This is a genomic window from Glaciibacter sp. 2TAF33, from assembly GCF_052114945.1.
Taxonomy (GTDB): Bacteria; Actinomycetota; Actinomycetes; order Actinomycetales; family Microbacteriaceae; genus Cryobacterium.
On sequence record NZ_JBFRFS010000013.1, the window covers coordinates 37,024 to 51,901 of the forward strand.

The following is a 14,878-nucleotide window of genomic DNA, read 5'->3' on the forward strand; positions in this document are numbered from 1 at the left end:
AGTGTCTCGATGTCGAGATACTTGCCGGCCTCGGGTAAGATTGTCGATGGCCGTTCGGCCCCCCGACTTTCTGAGGAGAACGCATTGTCGAAGATCAAGGTTGAAGGTACAGTCGTCGAGCTCGACGGCGACGAGATGACGCGCATCATCTGGCAGGCCATCAAGGACACGCTGATCAACCCGTACCTCGACGTGAACCTCGAGTATTACGACCTCTCGATCCAGAAGCGCGATGAGACGGATGACCAGATCACGATCGACGCGGCGCACGCGATCCAGAAGCACGGCGTCGGCGTGAAGTGCGCCACCATCACGCCCGACGAGGCGCGGGTCGAGGAGTTCGGCCTGAAGAAGATGTGGCGTTCGCCGAACGGCACCATCCGCAACATCCTCGGCGGCACCATCTTCCGTGAGCCGATCATCATCTCGAACATCCCGCGCCTGGTCCCCGGCTGGAACAAGCCGATCATCATCGGCCGTCACGCTTTCGGCGACCAATACCGCGCCACCGACTTCCGCTTCGAGGGCGAGGGCACCCTCACCATGACGTTCACCCCGAAGGACGGCGGCGAGGCACAGTCGTTCGAGGTGTTCCAGTCGCCAGGAAGCGGCGTCGCCATGGGCATGTACAACCTCGACGAGTCGATCCGCGACTTCGCCCGCGCGTCGCTCAACTACGGCCTTGACCGCAACTACCCGGTCTACCTGTCCACCAAGAACACCATCCTCAAGGCCTACGACGGCCGGTTCAAGGACCTGTTCCAGGAAGTCTTCGACGCCGAGTTCAAGGCCGCCTTCGACGAAGCCGGGCTGACCTACGAGCACCGCCTGATCGACGACATGGTGGCATCCGCCATGAAGTGGGAGGGCGGCTACGTCTGGGCCTGCAAGAACTACGACGGCGACGTGCAGTCGGACACCGTGGCGCAGGGCTTCGGCTCGCTGGGCCTGATGACCTCCGTCCTGGCCACGCCTGACGGCAAGGTCGTCGAAGCGGAGGCCGCCCACGGCACCGTGACCCGCCACTACCGCCAGCACCAGCAGGGCAAGCCGACCTCGACGAACCCGATCGCCTCGATCTACGCCTGGACCCGTGGCCTCGCCCACCGCGGCAAGCTGGACAACAACCAGGCCCTGATCGAGTTCTCCCACACCCTCGAAGACGTCGTCATCAAGACCGTCGAGAGCGGCAAGATGACCAAGGACCTCGCCCTCCTGGTGGGTCCGGAGCAGGGCTACCTCACCACCGAGGAGTTCCTCGCAGCGCTCGCCGAGAACCTGCAGGCCCGCCTGGCGTAACCCGCACCCTGCCGCACCCTGCCGCACCCGCGGCATCCGCTTCGAGAAGCCCTGACCGTCACAGGTCGGGGCTTCTCGTGCTTTCCCCCGCTCGCCGAGAACGCACTCGTTGGGGTTATCAGGCCCGCATAACCCCAACAAATGCGGTTTCGGCGGGAAGCGAGGATGGGGTCAGGCGGGGAGCAGGCGGCCGTCGTGCAGCTCGAGCACCCGGTCGGCGCGGCGCATGAGCAGCGGGTCATGCGTGGCCACGATCGCGGCGACACCCTCCGAGCGCACCAGGTCGCCGATCAGGTCCATCACCGCGCCGGCGGTAGCGCTGTCGAGCTGGCCGGTGGGTTCGTCGGCGAGCAGGATCCGCGGCCGGGCGACCAGCGCCCGCGCCAGACCGACCCGCTGCTGCTGCCCGCCGGAGAGCTCGTACGGCCGCTGGGCGCCATGCTCGCCCAACCCGACCAGCTCAAGCATGGCGGACACGCGGGCATCGCGCTCGGCGGCATCCGTTCCCTGGATCCGCAGCGGGACCTCGACGTTCTCGGCCGCGGACAGCACCGGGATGAGCCCGAACGTCTGGAACACATAGCCGAGGCGCTTGCGACGCACCTCGACCAGTGCGTGCTCATCCATCGCGGTGAGCTCAGTGTCGCCGAGCCACACCTGTCCGCCGTCGGGCCGGTCGAGGCCACCCAAGATGTTGAGCAGCGTGGTCTTGCCCGAGCCGCTCCGCCCGCGCACCACCAGCAGCTCGCCCGCAGCGACCTCGAGGCTCACGTCGGTGACCGCGTGCACGTCGCCGGCCGGGGTACGAAAAACCCGGCTGACTGATGCTGCTCGCACGACGGCGGCATCGGTCAGGTCGGTCGTGGACCAGGGATCGGCCAGTCTCATGAGCGCTCCTCAGCGTTCGGATCTGTGTCCACGAGCGGAGCTGCGTCCGCCTCGATCGTGGCGGCCCGGTCTGCGGATCGCTGCCCCGGCCACACCCCGACGTGGTCGGGTTCGAGCGACAGGCGCACCCGGTCGCGCAACCTCAGGCTGGTGGTGAAGTCCTGCGGCAGCTGCAACCGGCCGGCCCGGTCGAGAACGGCGAACTCCTCGGCGATGTTGTGCTCCCGACCATGCTCGTCGAGCCGGGTGCTGCGCAGCAGCTCGGTGGACGTGCGGCCGTCACGGATCTGCACCGTGCGCCGCACGTGCTCCGACACCGCGGGGTCGTGGGTGACGATGAGGATGGTCACTCCACGCTCCCGGTTCACGGACTCCATGGCGCCGAGCACCTCAGCGCTGGTGGCCTCGTCCAGCTCGCCGGTCGGTTCGTCGGCGAGCAGAACCCGCGGCGAGTTCGCGATGGCCACCGCGATGGCGACCCGCTGCTGCTGGCCCCCTGACATCTCGCCAGGCCGCCGGTCGGCGCAGGCGCCGACCTCCAGAAGCTCGAGCAGTTCGGTCGACGCCGCCCGACGGCCGGAGCGCGGCACGGTGCGGCCGACCGACAGCGCCAGCGCGATATTCTCGGACCCGGTCAGGTAAGGGAGAAGGTTCCGAGTGGTCTGCTGCCAGACGAATCCCACGCTGTGCCGCTGGAACGACACCCGCTCGGCGCGTTTCATCGACAACAGGTCATGCCCGGCGACCCGCGCCGTGCCGGCGGTGGGGGTGTCGAGACCCGAGAGAATGGTCATCAGCGTCGACTTGCCGGAGCCCGAGGCGCCGACCAACGCCACGAGCTCTCCCTCGTCCACCCGCAGGTTCAGCCCCTGCAGGGCCTGGACTTCGACGCCCTGCGCGGTGAAGATGCGCACCAGGTCGACGCAGAGGACGTGCGGTTCTGTCCCCTGCGCGGCGACGTGGGTTGCCGCGAAGCCAGTGGCGGTGCCAGCGTTCATATCGTCATCCTTCCTCGATGGTACGGAGTGAGTGTGCGTCGGTGCGTCGCGCCAGCGCCAGGGCAAGCCAGCCCCCCGCGCAGATCACCAGGACGAAGCCGCCGAGCATGAGCACGAGCAGCCAGGGATCAAGCACGACGGCCGGCTGCACGGTGCCGTGGGTGAACGGCCGGAGGTCGACGGCGGCCAGCACCAGGAACGGCAACGCGTAGCCGAGCGCGGTGCCCACCACCAGGGCCGCCACCGCGGCCGGCCCGACCTCCCAGCCGACCAGGGCCGTGGCCCTCTGGCGCTCCAGGCCGAGCGCCCGCAACAAGGCAAGCATCCGCGTCCGCGCCGGCGCACCGAGCACGAGCATGAGCACGACGGCGAGGGCGGTGAGGAGCCACGCCACCAGCACCGCGAGCATCGAAGCGATCCGGAGCCCGCCCACCGTCGTGTCGCTGCCGGCCGTCGCGGCAACCGCGGCGGGGCTGTCCACGATGGCATCCGTGCCGAGCAGCGAACGGATGCGACCCGCCACCTGCCCACGATGTGCCGCGTCGGCCAGGTCCACCAGCGCGACGCCGGGCGCCGGTGTGTATCCAACAACCGTGGCGGCGTTCGCCCGGTCCACCAGCATCCACGCACGTCCGGTGGTGAGGGGGCTCACACTCGGCGCGGTGGCGACGACGTTGAGGGTATGCCCGCCCAGCTCGGCGGCGGAGCCGGCGTCGAGCTGGGCGGCGACATCCGCTGAGACCACCACCGGAATGTCATCGTCCACGACCGTGCTGAGCCCCGCTGGCAGCGGCAGCGCCCCTGGCACCCCGCGCTGCACCCGGTCCAGGTCAGCCGCGTCGACCACCAGCACACTCACCGGCAGGCGGCTGCCGGCGATGGTCATGATGGAACCGATCTCGGCGTAAACCGGCGTGACGGCCAGCACGCCGGGGCTGCCCCGCACCGCCGCCAGCTGGTCGGCGGAGAGGTAGGGGGCGCTCACCCGCAGGTCAGCACCCACTCGGGCGAGCGCCGCCGTGTCGACTCCGGCCTGCACGGTGGACACCATTCCAACCGAGAACACCGCGACCGTCACACCCGACACCAGCGCCAGCACCGGCGCGAACCCGGCAGCAGGGTCGCGGAGCGCCCGAACGGAACCGAGGAACCCGGCGAGGCCCCGGCCGGACTTCAGCCGCCGCGACAGCATGCCCAGCGGGGCCGGGTAGAGGCGCATCACCGCCACACAGGCGGCCAGTGACAACAGCAACGGGGTCCCCGCCAACAACGGGTCGACGCCCACCGCCGCACTTGACGTGGTGAGGCCGCGCTGGGTCAGCAGCACAACGGATGCCACAGCAAGCCCCACGATGAGCACCTCCAGCAGCCAGCCCCGGCGTGACACCGCCGTGCCGATGTCGGAGCGCGACCGCCGCACCCCCTGGCCGTTCCCTTCGAACGCGAGCAACAGCGCCGGGGCGATGCCGATCACGACAGGAAGCAGCACGTCGGGGAACGCAGTGGCGGCCGGAACCAGGAGGGCGCCAACCACTGTTCCGGCCGCTGTTCCGGTTACGGCGGCCGGAACGCCGATGACTGCTCCCTCGGCGGCGAGCACGGTGCGCACCTGCAGCGGCGTGGCACCACGTGCGGACGCGAGAGCAAGGCCCTGGTTCCGGCGGTCGATGATCAGGCGTGACCCAAGCACGAGGACGACCAGGGCCACGCCGATCGGCCCGGAGACGCTCAGCGCCAGCACGGCGCTGGTAGCCGCGCCGCGCTCCGCCACCTCCTGCAGTGTGAAACCGAGCCGGCTGGCGAAGGTCAGCACAGACAGCGGCCGGGGTCCTGGTGAGAACGAGGTGTCCCCGGCCGGCGCGATCGGATGCGTCAGCCGGGTGAACGCGCGCAGCGCATCGGCGACCGAGGAGGCGTCCGCTGTGGTGAACCGGTCGGCATGCACCGGGAACCAGACCTGGGTGGCAGCATCCGTTGACAAACCCGCCGCTTGCGGCCAGGAGGCCGCATCCGCGTAGGCCACGCCGATGATAAGCGGTTCCATTCCGGCGCTCAGGACGGTGGGCTCGAGCGACCCGTCAACATGCCGCCAGTACTCGGCGCGCGGGTCCCGCGCCTCGAAGATGCCGGCCAGCCTGACGATCTGGCCGGCGCCGTGGAGTTCCACGCGGAGTTCATCGCCCACCCGCAGCTGCAACCGTTCGGCCGTGGCGCGTGACAGGATGACGTCGACCACCCCCACGGAGAGCAGCAAAGCACTGGCCGGGGACGGTGCGGTTCCCCCGACGATGCTCACCCGGTCGAGCAGGTGCGGGTCGAAGGCCATGGAGAGCTTGCTGCTCGGCGCCGGCCGGTTCGGGTCGGTGGGGCGGGAGGCGCCGGCATCCAGCAGCGTGACGTACTCGGCGTCGCCGACCACGTCTCGTAAGGGCGGAGACATGCCGGCCCGAACGGTGTCGAGTGCGTCTTCCTGTCGGCCCCAGACCGCGTCCTGCTCGGCGGTCAGCCCGTGTGCACCGGGTTGAACGGACGCGCCGGCGGCCGGTCCGCCGCGTCCCACGCCAACGAGGTCGCGTTGCTGGGGCGGCAGGGAAGCGACCGACGACTGCAGGCTCGAGTTGAACATGGCCGTGATCAGTCGTGGGACGCCGGCGGCCAGGACCGCCAGGGCGAAGACGACGATCGCGACAGTGACCGAAGCGCCGACGTTCGCGGAGACCTGACGCCAGATCAGCCACGGCGCGCTGACATGCGAGCGGCGGGGCGCCCTCCGGACGCTGCCGCGGCGCCGAATCATCGGGTCTCCTCCCTGCTGGTGCGGTCCGCGGCCTGGCAGCGGACCCGGTGCCCGTAGCTGAGGGCAACGCCGGCCAGCGCGACCAGGAATCCGGCGAGCAACGCAGCCCACTCCGCGGCATCGAACCCGGGCGGAACACGCAACGCAGCGCTGGCACGTGGGTCGCTTCCCGCGCCGGAGACCGCGGCGCCGGCCAGGTCGCCGACTGTGAGCCAGGAGACGATGAAGCCCGCGAGGACGCCGAGCAGCAGCGCGGAGATCACCACCGCGCTCAATTCGGCGGTGCGGGAACGGGCCTGCGCCCGGTCGGAGATTCCGAGGGCGCGCAGCACGATCACCTCCCCGCTCCGGGACCCGATGAGGGTGACGGTGACCGACAGCACCGCGATCACGGCAAGCAGAAGCGCCCCCGCCATGCCCGACCACAGCACGGTGACGACGGGGCGCAGCAGAGGCCCGCCGGACTCGCCCGCGGTCGTGCTGACCCGGGCGGGGTAGTGCGGCAGCAGCGTCGACGCGCGGGCAACGGATGCCGCCGCCGCGTCGAATCCGCCAGCGGCACCCGTCGCGTCGCTCACCCGGATCCACACGTCGCCGAGTTGCGGCACGACGTCCCCGGCCCGGAGCAGGTGATCGTTGAGGGCCGGGAGGTCGGCGAGAATGCCCAGGGTCGCGGTGGAGCCGGGGATGGCCGGCGCGGTTCCGGCGACGATGGCGCGGACCGATTCCCCGGTGGCGGAGAGGAGGAACGAAAGGCTGTCGCCGCCAGAAGCGCCAATCCGTTTCGCCAGGTCCTCGGTGAGCACGACCGGCAACTCGGTGGCGGTGTCATCGCCGCGGGTCATCAGTCGTCCGACGGGATGGTTCCAGGCGACCGTCGTCAGGTACGGCGCGTTCCCAGCGACTTCGAACTGCACGCGCACCCCGGTGGCGCCGTCGGAATCGGCAAGCACGGCCTCGAATGCGAGCAGGCTCCACGGCGCAGCGCCGGCCGGCAGTGCCGAGCCGAGCGAGCCCGCGGTCGGATCGGCCAGCATCATCCGGCCGAGCGGAAGGCGCAGGAGTCCCCCGTCGGCGTCAGCGACCCAGGCGAAGGCGTCCACGTGTCCGGGGCGGACGGGGGCGGCGACGGCGTCCTGTGGAACGGAGACGGTCACGCTGACCGTGTCGCGGACATCCGTCAGTACGATGCCCGCCGGTGCCGGGCTGAAGGCGGCGGCCAGCGCGATCGGGTCAATCGAACCGCCCGGGCGCACCACGGCGGGGAGGTTCGCGGTGGACAACGCAGTGAGCGTCACCTCGTCGGTGGCGATACTCACCGGGCTGCTCAGCGCCGGGATCGCGGCCTCGACATGGTCGAGCGAGGCATACCGCGTCGCGGTGATCAGCGACTCCGGAGCGCCCACCGTGCGGGGCGTCTCCTGGCGCACGCGCACGTCGCTGCCGTTCCGGATCGACGCAGCGGTCGAATCGAGCGCCGCCCAGCGGGCCGCATACGCGGCGGCCAGGGTGGTTCCTCCGGACGAGAGGGTCACCAGCAGCACCGCAACGGCGAAGACCGGGATGCGACGGACGACCTGCCGGGTCGGAAGCACGAAGCTGATGCCGCGGGTCCGGGCGGCGGCAGCCTGCACAAGCCGAAGGAGCGGGCCGAAGAGCAGCAGCACGAGCAGGGCGAGCGTGAGGAGGCAGAGCGCGGGGGCGAGCGCCGCGACCGGGTCGATGTGGGTCGAACCGTCCGCGCCGGTGGCCAGCGGCGATCCGTACAGGCGGAACTGCCAGAGCGAGAGTGCGGCAGCACCGGCGATGAGCACCCCGGCGCCGACGGTGGCGGCGGTCGTGGCGCGGCCGGAGTCCGCGTCGCGCACGTGCAGGAAGGCCCGTGCGGCGGAGCGCCAGGTCGATGCCGCGGCCACGACGACCGACACCACGCAGACCGCGGCAGCGATCAGCCACGGCGCGGGAGTGGCCAGCGCCGACGCCGACGAGGCCGCTCCGGCGTTGTCGAATCCGGCCGTCCTGAAGAGGAGGACGGCCGTGGATGCGCCAGCGCCGGCCGCAGGCAGTGCGACAACCGCGGCCTCCGCCGCGTGCACAGCCGTGAGGCGGCCGACGGATGCGCCACGCGCACGCAGCAGCGTGAACTCCGTCTGCCGCACGCTGGCGAGGAGCCTGGCCAGCTGGATGAGGGTGATCACCGCGATGAGCATCACCAGCAGCACCGGCACTGCTGCCACACCCTGTGCGGCACCCAGGCCGTTCCGCATCCGACTGATCGTCACGTTCAGGTTCCCGCTGACGCTTGCGGAGTCCCCGGCCAGCGTCGTGTCGTCCCTCACCCGCTCCTCCAGCCGGTCCAGGGCCTCGGAGAGGCCGGGGAGCTGCTCGGGCTGGATCGACGCCGCATCTGGCGCCACCGTCCAGTACGCCGTCGGCGCCCCGAGGAGGTCCCTCAGCCGGCCGAGCTCGGCATGGTCGAGGATGAGCGGGCCAATGGCGCCCCCGGCGAAACCTGACGCGACGGCCGGGTCACCGAACCAGTACGGCGCACCCACGTCGATCGGGAGCCAGGTCGCGGTGAGCCGGAACGTGACTGTCTTCTCGGGGGCGCCGACCGTGAGTACGTCGCCGACGGCCAGGCCGAGCGAGCCGGCCGCGTCGGCTTGGAGGCTGGCGGGGATCGCGGAGTCCGTCGATGTGGTGTCGCCCGGCCAGGCGCCGTCGACCAGCCGAGCCCGCTCGGCCAGGAGCGGGTCGGAACCGAGCACCACCGTGAGCGGAGCGGACCCGGCTCGCTCCGGGCCCGGTGTCGCGAGCGGCAGCGGGCCGGTGCGCAGGGTGCGGGACGCCGAGGCGTCTCCGGCCCGAACCGCGGGGCGGATCAGCGCTTCGACGGCTGTGGACTGGGCGTGTGGATCGTCGGAGACGGTGGTGCGCACCTGCACCGCGGCATCGCGGGCCGGAGCGTGAGCGAGTACGGTCCCGATGCCGGTGCGGGCGGAGTCCTCAAGGAAACCGGAGATGCCGGCGAGCAGGAAGCTCGTGACCAGCACCACCGCGAAGACGGCCGCGAGGAGGCCGAACCTGGCACGTGCGCGCTTCGCGGTGAGTGAACCGGAAGCCACAGGTTGTCTCCATTGAGCGGTGGGGGTGTGGCCAGCATAGCGAGTTGCCCATCCCCGCCTCTCGCCGAGAACGCACTCGTTGGGGTTATCGGGAGCGCATTACCCCAACAAGTGCGTTTTCGGGGAGAAAGAGAGCGTTTTATTTTGCCCCTAGTCGGGGGTGAATCCGGTGCGCTATGTTCGGCATCACGTCACGCCCCGAACGGGGGCAGGACGCTTCAGGCAACTCTCTCGGATTGGACAAGTTCTTGAGCTCATTCATTCGGCGGTTGAAGTCACCGCCGCGCGCACGGCGAGTACCACTCGCATCCCTTCGTGGCGCCACGGCCGTCACACTCACCGTCGGCATGGTCGCCACAGCGGCCCTGGTCGGCGGAACCGGAGCCGCCATCGCGGCGCCGTCCACCTCGGTGGTCCCCGGCATCACCCAGCCGGTGACCGAATTCACCGCCGGGCGCTATATCGTCACGCTGGCAGACGACGCTGTCGCCACGTACGAGGGCGGCGTGAACGGGTTCTCGGCCACGGCGCCGGACCCGGGCAAGAAGCTAGACGCTCAGAGCCGAGCGTCCGAGAGTTATTCCAACTTCCTGCACAAGAAGCAGAAAGAGGTTGCGGCGTCCGTCGACGCTTCGATCGGCTACTCGTACACGCTGGCGCTGAACGGCTTCTCGGCCGACCTCACCGCCGCGCAGGCGGCACGGCTGTCGGCGCAGAAGAACGTGGCGTCGATCACCCCCGACACGCTGGGCAAGATCACCGCCGTCCCGTCCACGGACTTCCTGGGCCTCTCCGGCCCGAACGGGGTCTGGGCCGGCGTCGGCGGCCCGGAGCACGCCGGCGAAGGCATCGTCATCGGCGTCATCGACACCGGCATCGCCCCGGAGAACCCGTCGTTCGCCGGCGCCAAACTCGGCACCACGCCCGGCGCGGAACCGTACCTCGACGGTGACACCGTCACCTACAACAAGGCAGACGGCGCGACATTCACCGGTGTCTGCACCACGGGCGTGCAATTCACAGCGGATGACTGCTCCACCAAGATCGTCAGCGCCCGTTACTACGTCGACGGTTTCGGCGCCGACCGGATCGGCGGCGTCGACGTGGGCGAGTACCTCTCCCCGCGTGACGGCGACGGCCACGGCTCGCACACCGCGTCAACCGCCGGCGGCAACCACGACGTGCAGGCCACGGTCGGCGGGCTCGACTACGGGCTCATCTCCGGCGTGGCCCCGGCGGCCAAGATCGCGGCATACAAGGTCTGCTGGTCTGGTCCGGATCCCGACGTCACCACCGACGACGGATGCGCCAACTCCGACAGCCTGGCCGCTATCGACCAGGCCGTGGCGGACGGCGTCGACGTGATCAACTACTCGATCGGTTCGGCCAGCGGTGCCACCAGCACCGTCTCGCCCACCGACCAGGCGTTCCTCGGCGCGGCAGCTGCCGGTGTCTTCGTGGCAGCATCGGCCGGTAACTCCGGACCCGGCGCATCCACGCTCGACAACGTCTCGCCCTGGATCACCACCGTGGCCGCCAGCACCATCCCGAGCTACGAGGCGACCGCAACCCTCGGCGACGGTTCCGCCTTCGCCGGCGCGTCGATCACCGTGGACCGCACCCCGGGCGCACCCGAGCTGTCGGGCCCGCTGGTGCGTGGCGACCTTGTCGCCGTCGCCGGTCACGACCCGGCCGACGCGCTCCTGTGCGCCCCGGATTCGCTGGACCCGGCCAAAGTGGCCGGGACCATCGTGTTCTGCCAGCGCGGCGTCTATGACCGGGTTGCCAAGTCGGCCGAGGTTCTCCGCGCCGGAGGCATCGGCATGTTGCTGGTGAACAAGACGCCGAGTTCGATCGACACCGACCTGCACTCCGTGCCGACGATCCACCTGAACGCCGAATTCTGGGACGCCACCTTCGCCTACGCGGCAACGCCTGGCGCTACGGTGTCGTTCGCTCCCGGCAACACGACGGGCATCACGCCGCCGGTTCCCCAGGTCGCGGGCTTCTCGTCTCGCGGCCCGGTCGCCGTCGACGGCGGTGACCTGCTGAAGCCGGACATCACGGCACCGGGTGTGGCTATCCTCGCCGACGCCGCGAACGCCGAAGGCGGCGAGCCCGCCTTCCAGTTCATCTCGGGAACGTCGATGGCGTCGCCGCACATCGCCGGCCTGGCCGCCCTGTACCTCGGTGAGCGCCCCAAGGCGTCGCCCGCAGAGGTCAAGTCCGCCATGATGACCACCGCGTACAACACGCTCGACGAGGCGGGCGCCGAAGTCACCGACCCGTTCGCGCAGGGAGCGGGACACGCCGACCCGACGAAGTATTTCGAGCCGGGCCTGCTCTACCTCAACGGAACGGCCGACTGGCTGGCGTACATCCAGGGCATCGGCTACGACGTCGGGGTGGACCCGATCGATCCAAGCAACCTCAACCTGCCGTCCATCGCAATCGGTGCGCTGACCGGGCCGGAGACGATCACCCGAACGGTGACCTCAACCCAGGCCGGAACCTTCACAGCACAGCCGATCGACATGCCAGGCATCGACGCCGTCGTCTCGCCGTCGACCCTCACCTTCGGTGGACCCGGTGAGTCGGCCAGCTACACGGTGACGTTCAGCCGGACCGACGCGCCACTGGACCAGTACGCCACCGGCTCGCTGGACTGGGTGAGCGGCAGCACCGTTGTGCACAGCCCGATCGCCGTACAGCCGGTCACACTGGTCGCACCGGAGTCGGTCTCGGGAACCGGGGTCAACGGGTCGGTCGACGTGTCGATCACGCCCGGCGGCGACGGCGACATCCCGCTGTCCCTCAGTGGCCTGGCCGCCGGAGTGCGGCAGCCGGACCCCGCCGACCCCACGAATCCGCACACCGGTTCTGGCGTCGCCACTGACGAGTTCAGCTACCAGGTCGAGGTGCCGGCCGGCGTTCAACTGGCTCGGTTCGACCTGAACTCGGTCGACGACACGGCGGACCTCGACCTGACCGTCTACCAACTGGACGGCGATGGCGGGAACCCGGTCGCCGGCTGGCAGTCGGCGACGGCGCGGGCAGATGAGCGGGTCGACATCGAGTCACCGGAAGCGGGGTTCTACCGGGTCGACGTGTCCGTCTTCAGCGGGTCGACCGCGTTCGATGTGACCACCTTCGCGCTGATGCCGGGCGCGGGTGACGGGGCCTTCACCGCAAACCCGCCGGTGATCTCCGGCGAGCAGGGGGTTCCGGCGACCTACACGCTGTCGTGGGCCGGGCTCGCGCCGCACACCTCGTACCTCGGGACCGTCGGCTACGGTGACACCGGGTTGTCGACGGTGGTGGCGGTGGAGTCGGGTGACGCGCCCGCGCCGGACGCCCCGGTGAACACGGTTCCGCCGATGATCACGGGAACCCCGGCGATCGGGAGCACGCTCACCGCCTCCCCGGGCGAGTGGAACACGGAGGGGCTCGCATACAGCTACCAGTGGCAGGCGAACGGTGTCGACATCGCGCGAGCGACGAACGCCACCTATCGGGTCACCAAGGCTGACGCCGGGACTACCCTCACCGTCGTGGTGACGGCATCCAAGGACGGCCTGCCGTCCGCCTCCGCGACGTCGGCCGGCGTGGTCGTGAAGTACGACGCGAAGGTCACCCTGTCGCTCAGCAAGCACGTGGCCTTCTCCTGGCAGCGGGTCACCGTCAAGGTGACCGTCACCTCGAAGGGTGATGCCGGTGGGACGGTCGACGTGAAGGTGGGCAGCAAGCACTACGACGTGGCGCTGGACGCGAAGGGCGCGGGCTCGCTGACGCTCCCGAAGCTCAGCCGCGGCCTGTACCCGGTGACGGCGTCCTATGCCGGAAGCGACACCGTGTCGCCGGCGAAGAGCCGTTCCAGCGTGCTCTGGATCGTCTTCTAGGGAACGCACCCGGCTCGGGTGAGCGGGCGGTGGATGAGCGCATCCACCGCCCGCTCTCTGTTGTGTTCGGCGTGGCAGGTCACTCCGTCACGAGCGCAGCCAGTTCGGCGAGGGGCACGACGGTCGCGCCCCTCTTCGCCATGGCGGGATCGATGGTGACGAGGGCATCCGCTTGCAGCTGGGTGACGGCGAGATACTCCGCGTCGTAGGTCGTCTCCCAGTCCTGCTCACGGGCGATCTTCCATGCCGTCCGGAGCGAGACCCGGTCCCCGAGCAGCCGGATCTTCAGACCGGTGATGCGGCGTTGGTACTGCAGGGCCAGGTCCTCCGACAGCTCAGCCGCCCGCACCGCCTCCAACAGCAGCGAGAGCGCCTGCGAGCGGATGAGGTTCGGAGCGACGATCTGGTGCTTCGGGTTCGGCCGGATGTCGTTGGCGACGATGTGCAGGAGGGTGCGGGCGTCGATGACGAAGCGGGTCATGTGGACACCATACGCGCGTCGGATCGACCGCGCAGCGACAGGGTGGGAACGGCCATCCGGTCCATCGCCTGATCATTTGTGATCGGTTTGGGTAGGATTCATTCAGCGGCGATCGGTGCCGCCCGGGTGGGAGTGGTGCTGAGTGGCTGAAGTCGTTGTTGTCGAGAATGCGGTTTCCGGCGGAGAACTGGTCGCCGATTCGATCCGTCGGCTCATCGAATCCAGTCCCACGACGGTTTTGGGGCTGGCAACCGGGTCGACGCCGCTGCCCGTCTACAACGCGCTGGCCCGCTCGTTCGCGGCCACGCCGCTCGATGTGTCCGGCGTGCGCGGGTTCGCGCTCGACGAGTACGTCGGATTGCCGCCGGGGCACCCGGAAAGCTACCGCGCCGTGATCGCTCGCGACGTGGTCGAGCCGCTCGGGTTGACCCCGGCGAACATCCACGTGCCGGGCGGCGATCTGGCCACGATTGAAACGGCCGGGGAGGACTACGAGCGCGCGATCGTCGCCGCGGGCGGAGTGGACATCCAGATCCTCGGAATCGGCCGCACCGGCCACCTCGGGTTCAACGAACCCGGCTCGTCGTTCGCCTCCGTCACCCGGGTCAAGACGCTGACCGAGAAGACCCGGGCCGACAACGCCAGGTTCTTCGACTCCCCGGCGGAGGTGCCGATGCACTGCATCACGCAGGGGCTCGGCACCATCCTGCGGGCACGGCACCTGGTGCTGCTCGCCTTCGGGGCGGCGAAGGCCCACGCGATCGCCGCCGCGGTCGAGGGGCCGGTCACGGCCAGCCAGCCCGGCTCGGCCATCCAACTGCACCCGCATGTGACGGTCGTGGTGGACGAAGCGGCCGCCGCCGAACTGTCGAACCTGGCCTACTACCGTTACGCCTGGACGAACAAGCCCGCCTGGCAGGGCATCTAGCCGCTTCCCGCCTCGCCGAGAACGCACTCGTTGGGTTTATCCGCGCGTCTTAGACCCAACAACTGCGGGTTCGGCGGCTCAGGCGAGTTCTTTGCGGCCGGAGATCACGCCGCTGACGGTCGCGACGACCGCGAAGACGCCGGCGACCACGGGCTGGCCGAGGTCCCACCAGGCCAGGGCGGCGGCACCGAAGACGGCGATCTCGACGACCGCCTTGCCGAACGGGTCGAGCGTGAACACGGCCCGGGGGGAGCGGAACAGCGCCCAGGCCAGGATGGCGAGCGCCGGCGCGCCCAGGCCGATCAGCACGCCGGGCCAGGGCAGCGGCCAGGCGACAAAGCCCCAGATACCGAGGCTCACGAACGCGAACAGTTCGAGCACGAATCGCAGGACGTCGTTCGGGCCGATAGTCACTGAAGCGCGGGTATCTGTCACCCGGTAATTCTACCGGCCCGCTGGGTGC

The 14,878-nt window shown here is 70.0% G+C and carries 9 protein-coding genes; 3 read left to right on the forward strand and 6 right to left on the reverse strand.

Annotation, left to right across the window (positions count from 1 at the left end; all coding sequences use genetic code 11):
• Window positions 1–84: 84 nt before the first annotated feature.
• Window positions 85–1,299, forward strand: coding sequence for an NADP-dependent isocitrate dehydrogenase (locus tag AB4Y94_RS14410; protein WP_441728575.1), 1,215 nt, complete (start codon window positions 85–87; stop codon window positions 1,297–1,299).
• A 171-nt stretch (window positions 1,300–1,470) separates the two neighbouring features.
• On the opposite strand, the gene AB4Y94_RS14415 is transcribed toward AB4Y94_RS14410, so the two are convergent.
• The 4 genes from AB4Y94_RS14415 to AB4Y94_RS14430 are packed head-to-tail and all read right to left on the reverse strand — an operon-like array spanning window position 1,471 to window position 9,107.
• Entirely contained in the window at window positions 1,471–2,187 is a 717-nt protein-coding gene (locus AB4Y94_RS14415) for an ABC transporter ATP-binding protein (protein WP_441728576.1), read from the reverse strand.
• The gene (locus tag AB4Y94_RS14420) at window positions 2,184–3,185 is read right to left on the reverse strand and encodes an ABC transporter ATP-binding protein (protein ID WP_441728577.1); all 1,002 of its coding nucleotides are present in this window, start codon (window positions 3,183–3,185) and stop codon (window positions 2,184–2,186) included. The genes AB4Y94_RS14415 and AB4Y94_RS14420 overlap by 4 nt, the downstream gene beginning before the upstream one ends.
• Window positions 3,186–3,189: 4 nt before the next feature.
• Window positions 3,190–5,982 (reverse strand): FtsX-like permease family protein, encoded by a 2,793-nt coding sequence (locus AB4Y94_RS14425; RefSeq protein ID WP_441728578.1) that lies wholly within the window; start codon window positions 5,980–5,982, stop codon window positions 3,190–3,192.
• The gene (locus AB4Y94_RS14430) at window positions 5,979–9,107 is read right to left on the reverse strand and encodes an FtsX-like permease family protein (protein WP_441728579.1); all 3,129 of its coding nucleotides are present in this window, start codon (window positions 9,105–9,107) and stop codon (window positions 5,979–5,981) included. The genes AB4Y94_RS14425 and AB4Y94_RS14430 overlap by 4 nt, the downstream gene beginning before the upstream one ends.
• A gap of 347 nt (window positions 9,108–9,454) precedes the next feature.
• Between AB4Y94_RS14430 and AB4Y94_RS14435 the strand changes: the two genes are divergently transcribed.
• Entirely contained in the window at window positions 9,455–13,006 is a 3,552-nt protein-coding gene (locus AB4Y94_RS14435) for a S8 family serine peptidase (RefSeq protein ID WP_441728580.1), read from the forward strand.
• Window positions 13,007–13,085: 79 nt separating this feature from the next.
• On the opposite strand, the gene AB4Y94_RS14440 is transcribed toward AB4Y94_RS14435, so the two are convergent.
• On the reverse strand, window positions 13,086–13,487 hold the full coding sequence (locus AB4Y94_RS14440; RefSeq protein ID WP_441728581.1) for a type II toxin-antitoxin system VapC family toxin: 402 nt from the start codon (window positions 13,485–13,487) through the stop codon (window positions 13,086–13,088).
• A gap of 142 nt (window positions 13,488–13,629) precedes the next feature.
• On the opposite strand from AB4Y94_RS14440, the gene AB4Y94_RS14445 reads away from it, so the two are divergent.
• Window positions 13,630–14,415 carry a glucosamine-6-phosphate deaminase gene (locus AB4Y94_RS14445; RefSeq protein WP_441728582.1) on the forward strand — a complete coding sequence of 262 codons (786 nt, stop codon included), beginning with the start codon at window positions 13,630–13,632 and terminating at the stop codon, window positions 14,413–14,415.
• Between the two features lie 78 nt (window positions 14,416–14,493).
• Here AB4Y94_RS14445 and AB4Y94_RS14450 read toward each other — a convergent pair whose 3' ends face one another.
• Window positions 14,494–14,850, reverse strand: a complete 357-nt coding sequence (locus tag AB4Y94_RS14450) for a YrdB family protein (RefSeq protein ID WP_441728583.1) — start codon at window positions 14,848–14,850, stop codon at window positions 14,494–14,496.
• Window positions 14,851–14,878: the final 28 nt, after the last annotated feature.

Coding starts and splice junctions, on each gene's coding strand:
- AB4Y94_RS14435 (WP_441728580.1), top strand. CDS start 9,455: ATGGTCGCCACAGCGGCCCTGGTCGGCGGAACCGGAGCCGCCATCGCG.
- AB4Y94_RS14415 (WP_441728576.1), bottom strand. CDS start 2,187: ATGAGACTGGCCGATCCCTGGTCCACGACCGACCTGACCGATGCCGCC.
- AB4Y94_RS14440 (WP_441728581.1), bottom strand. CDS start 13,487: ATGACCCGCTTCGTCATCGACGCCCGCACCCTCCTGCACATCGTCGCC.
- AB4Y94_RS14425 (WP_441728578.1), bottom strand. CDS start 5,982: ATGATTCGGCGCCGCGGCAGCGTCCGGAGGGCGCCCCGCCGCTCGCAT.
- AB4Y94_RS14420 (WP_441728577.1), bottom strand. CDS start 3,185: ATGAACGCTGGCACCGCCACTGGCTTCGCGGCAACCCACGTCGCCGCG.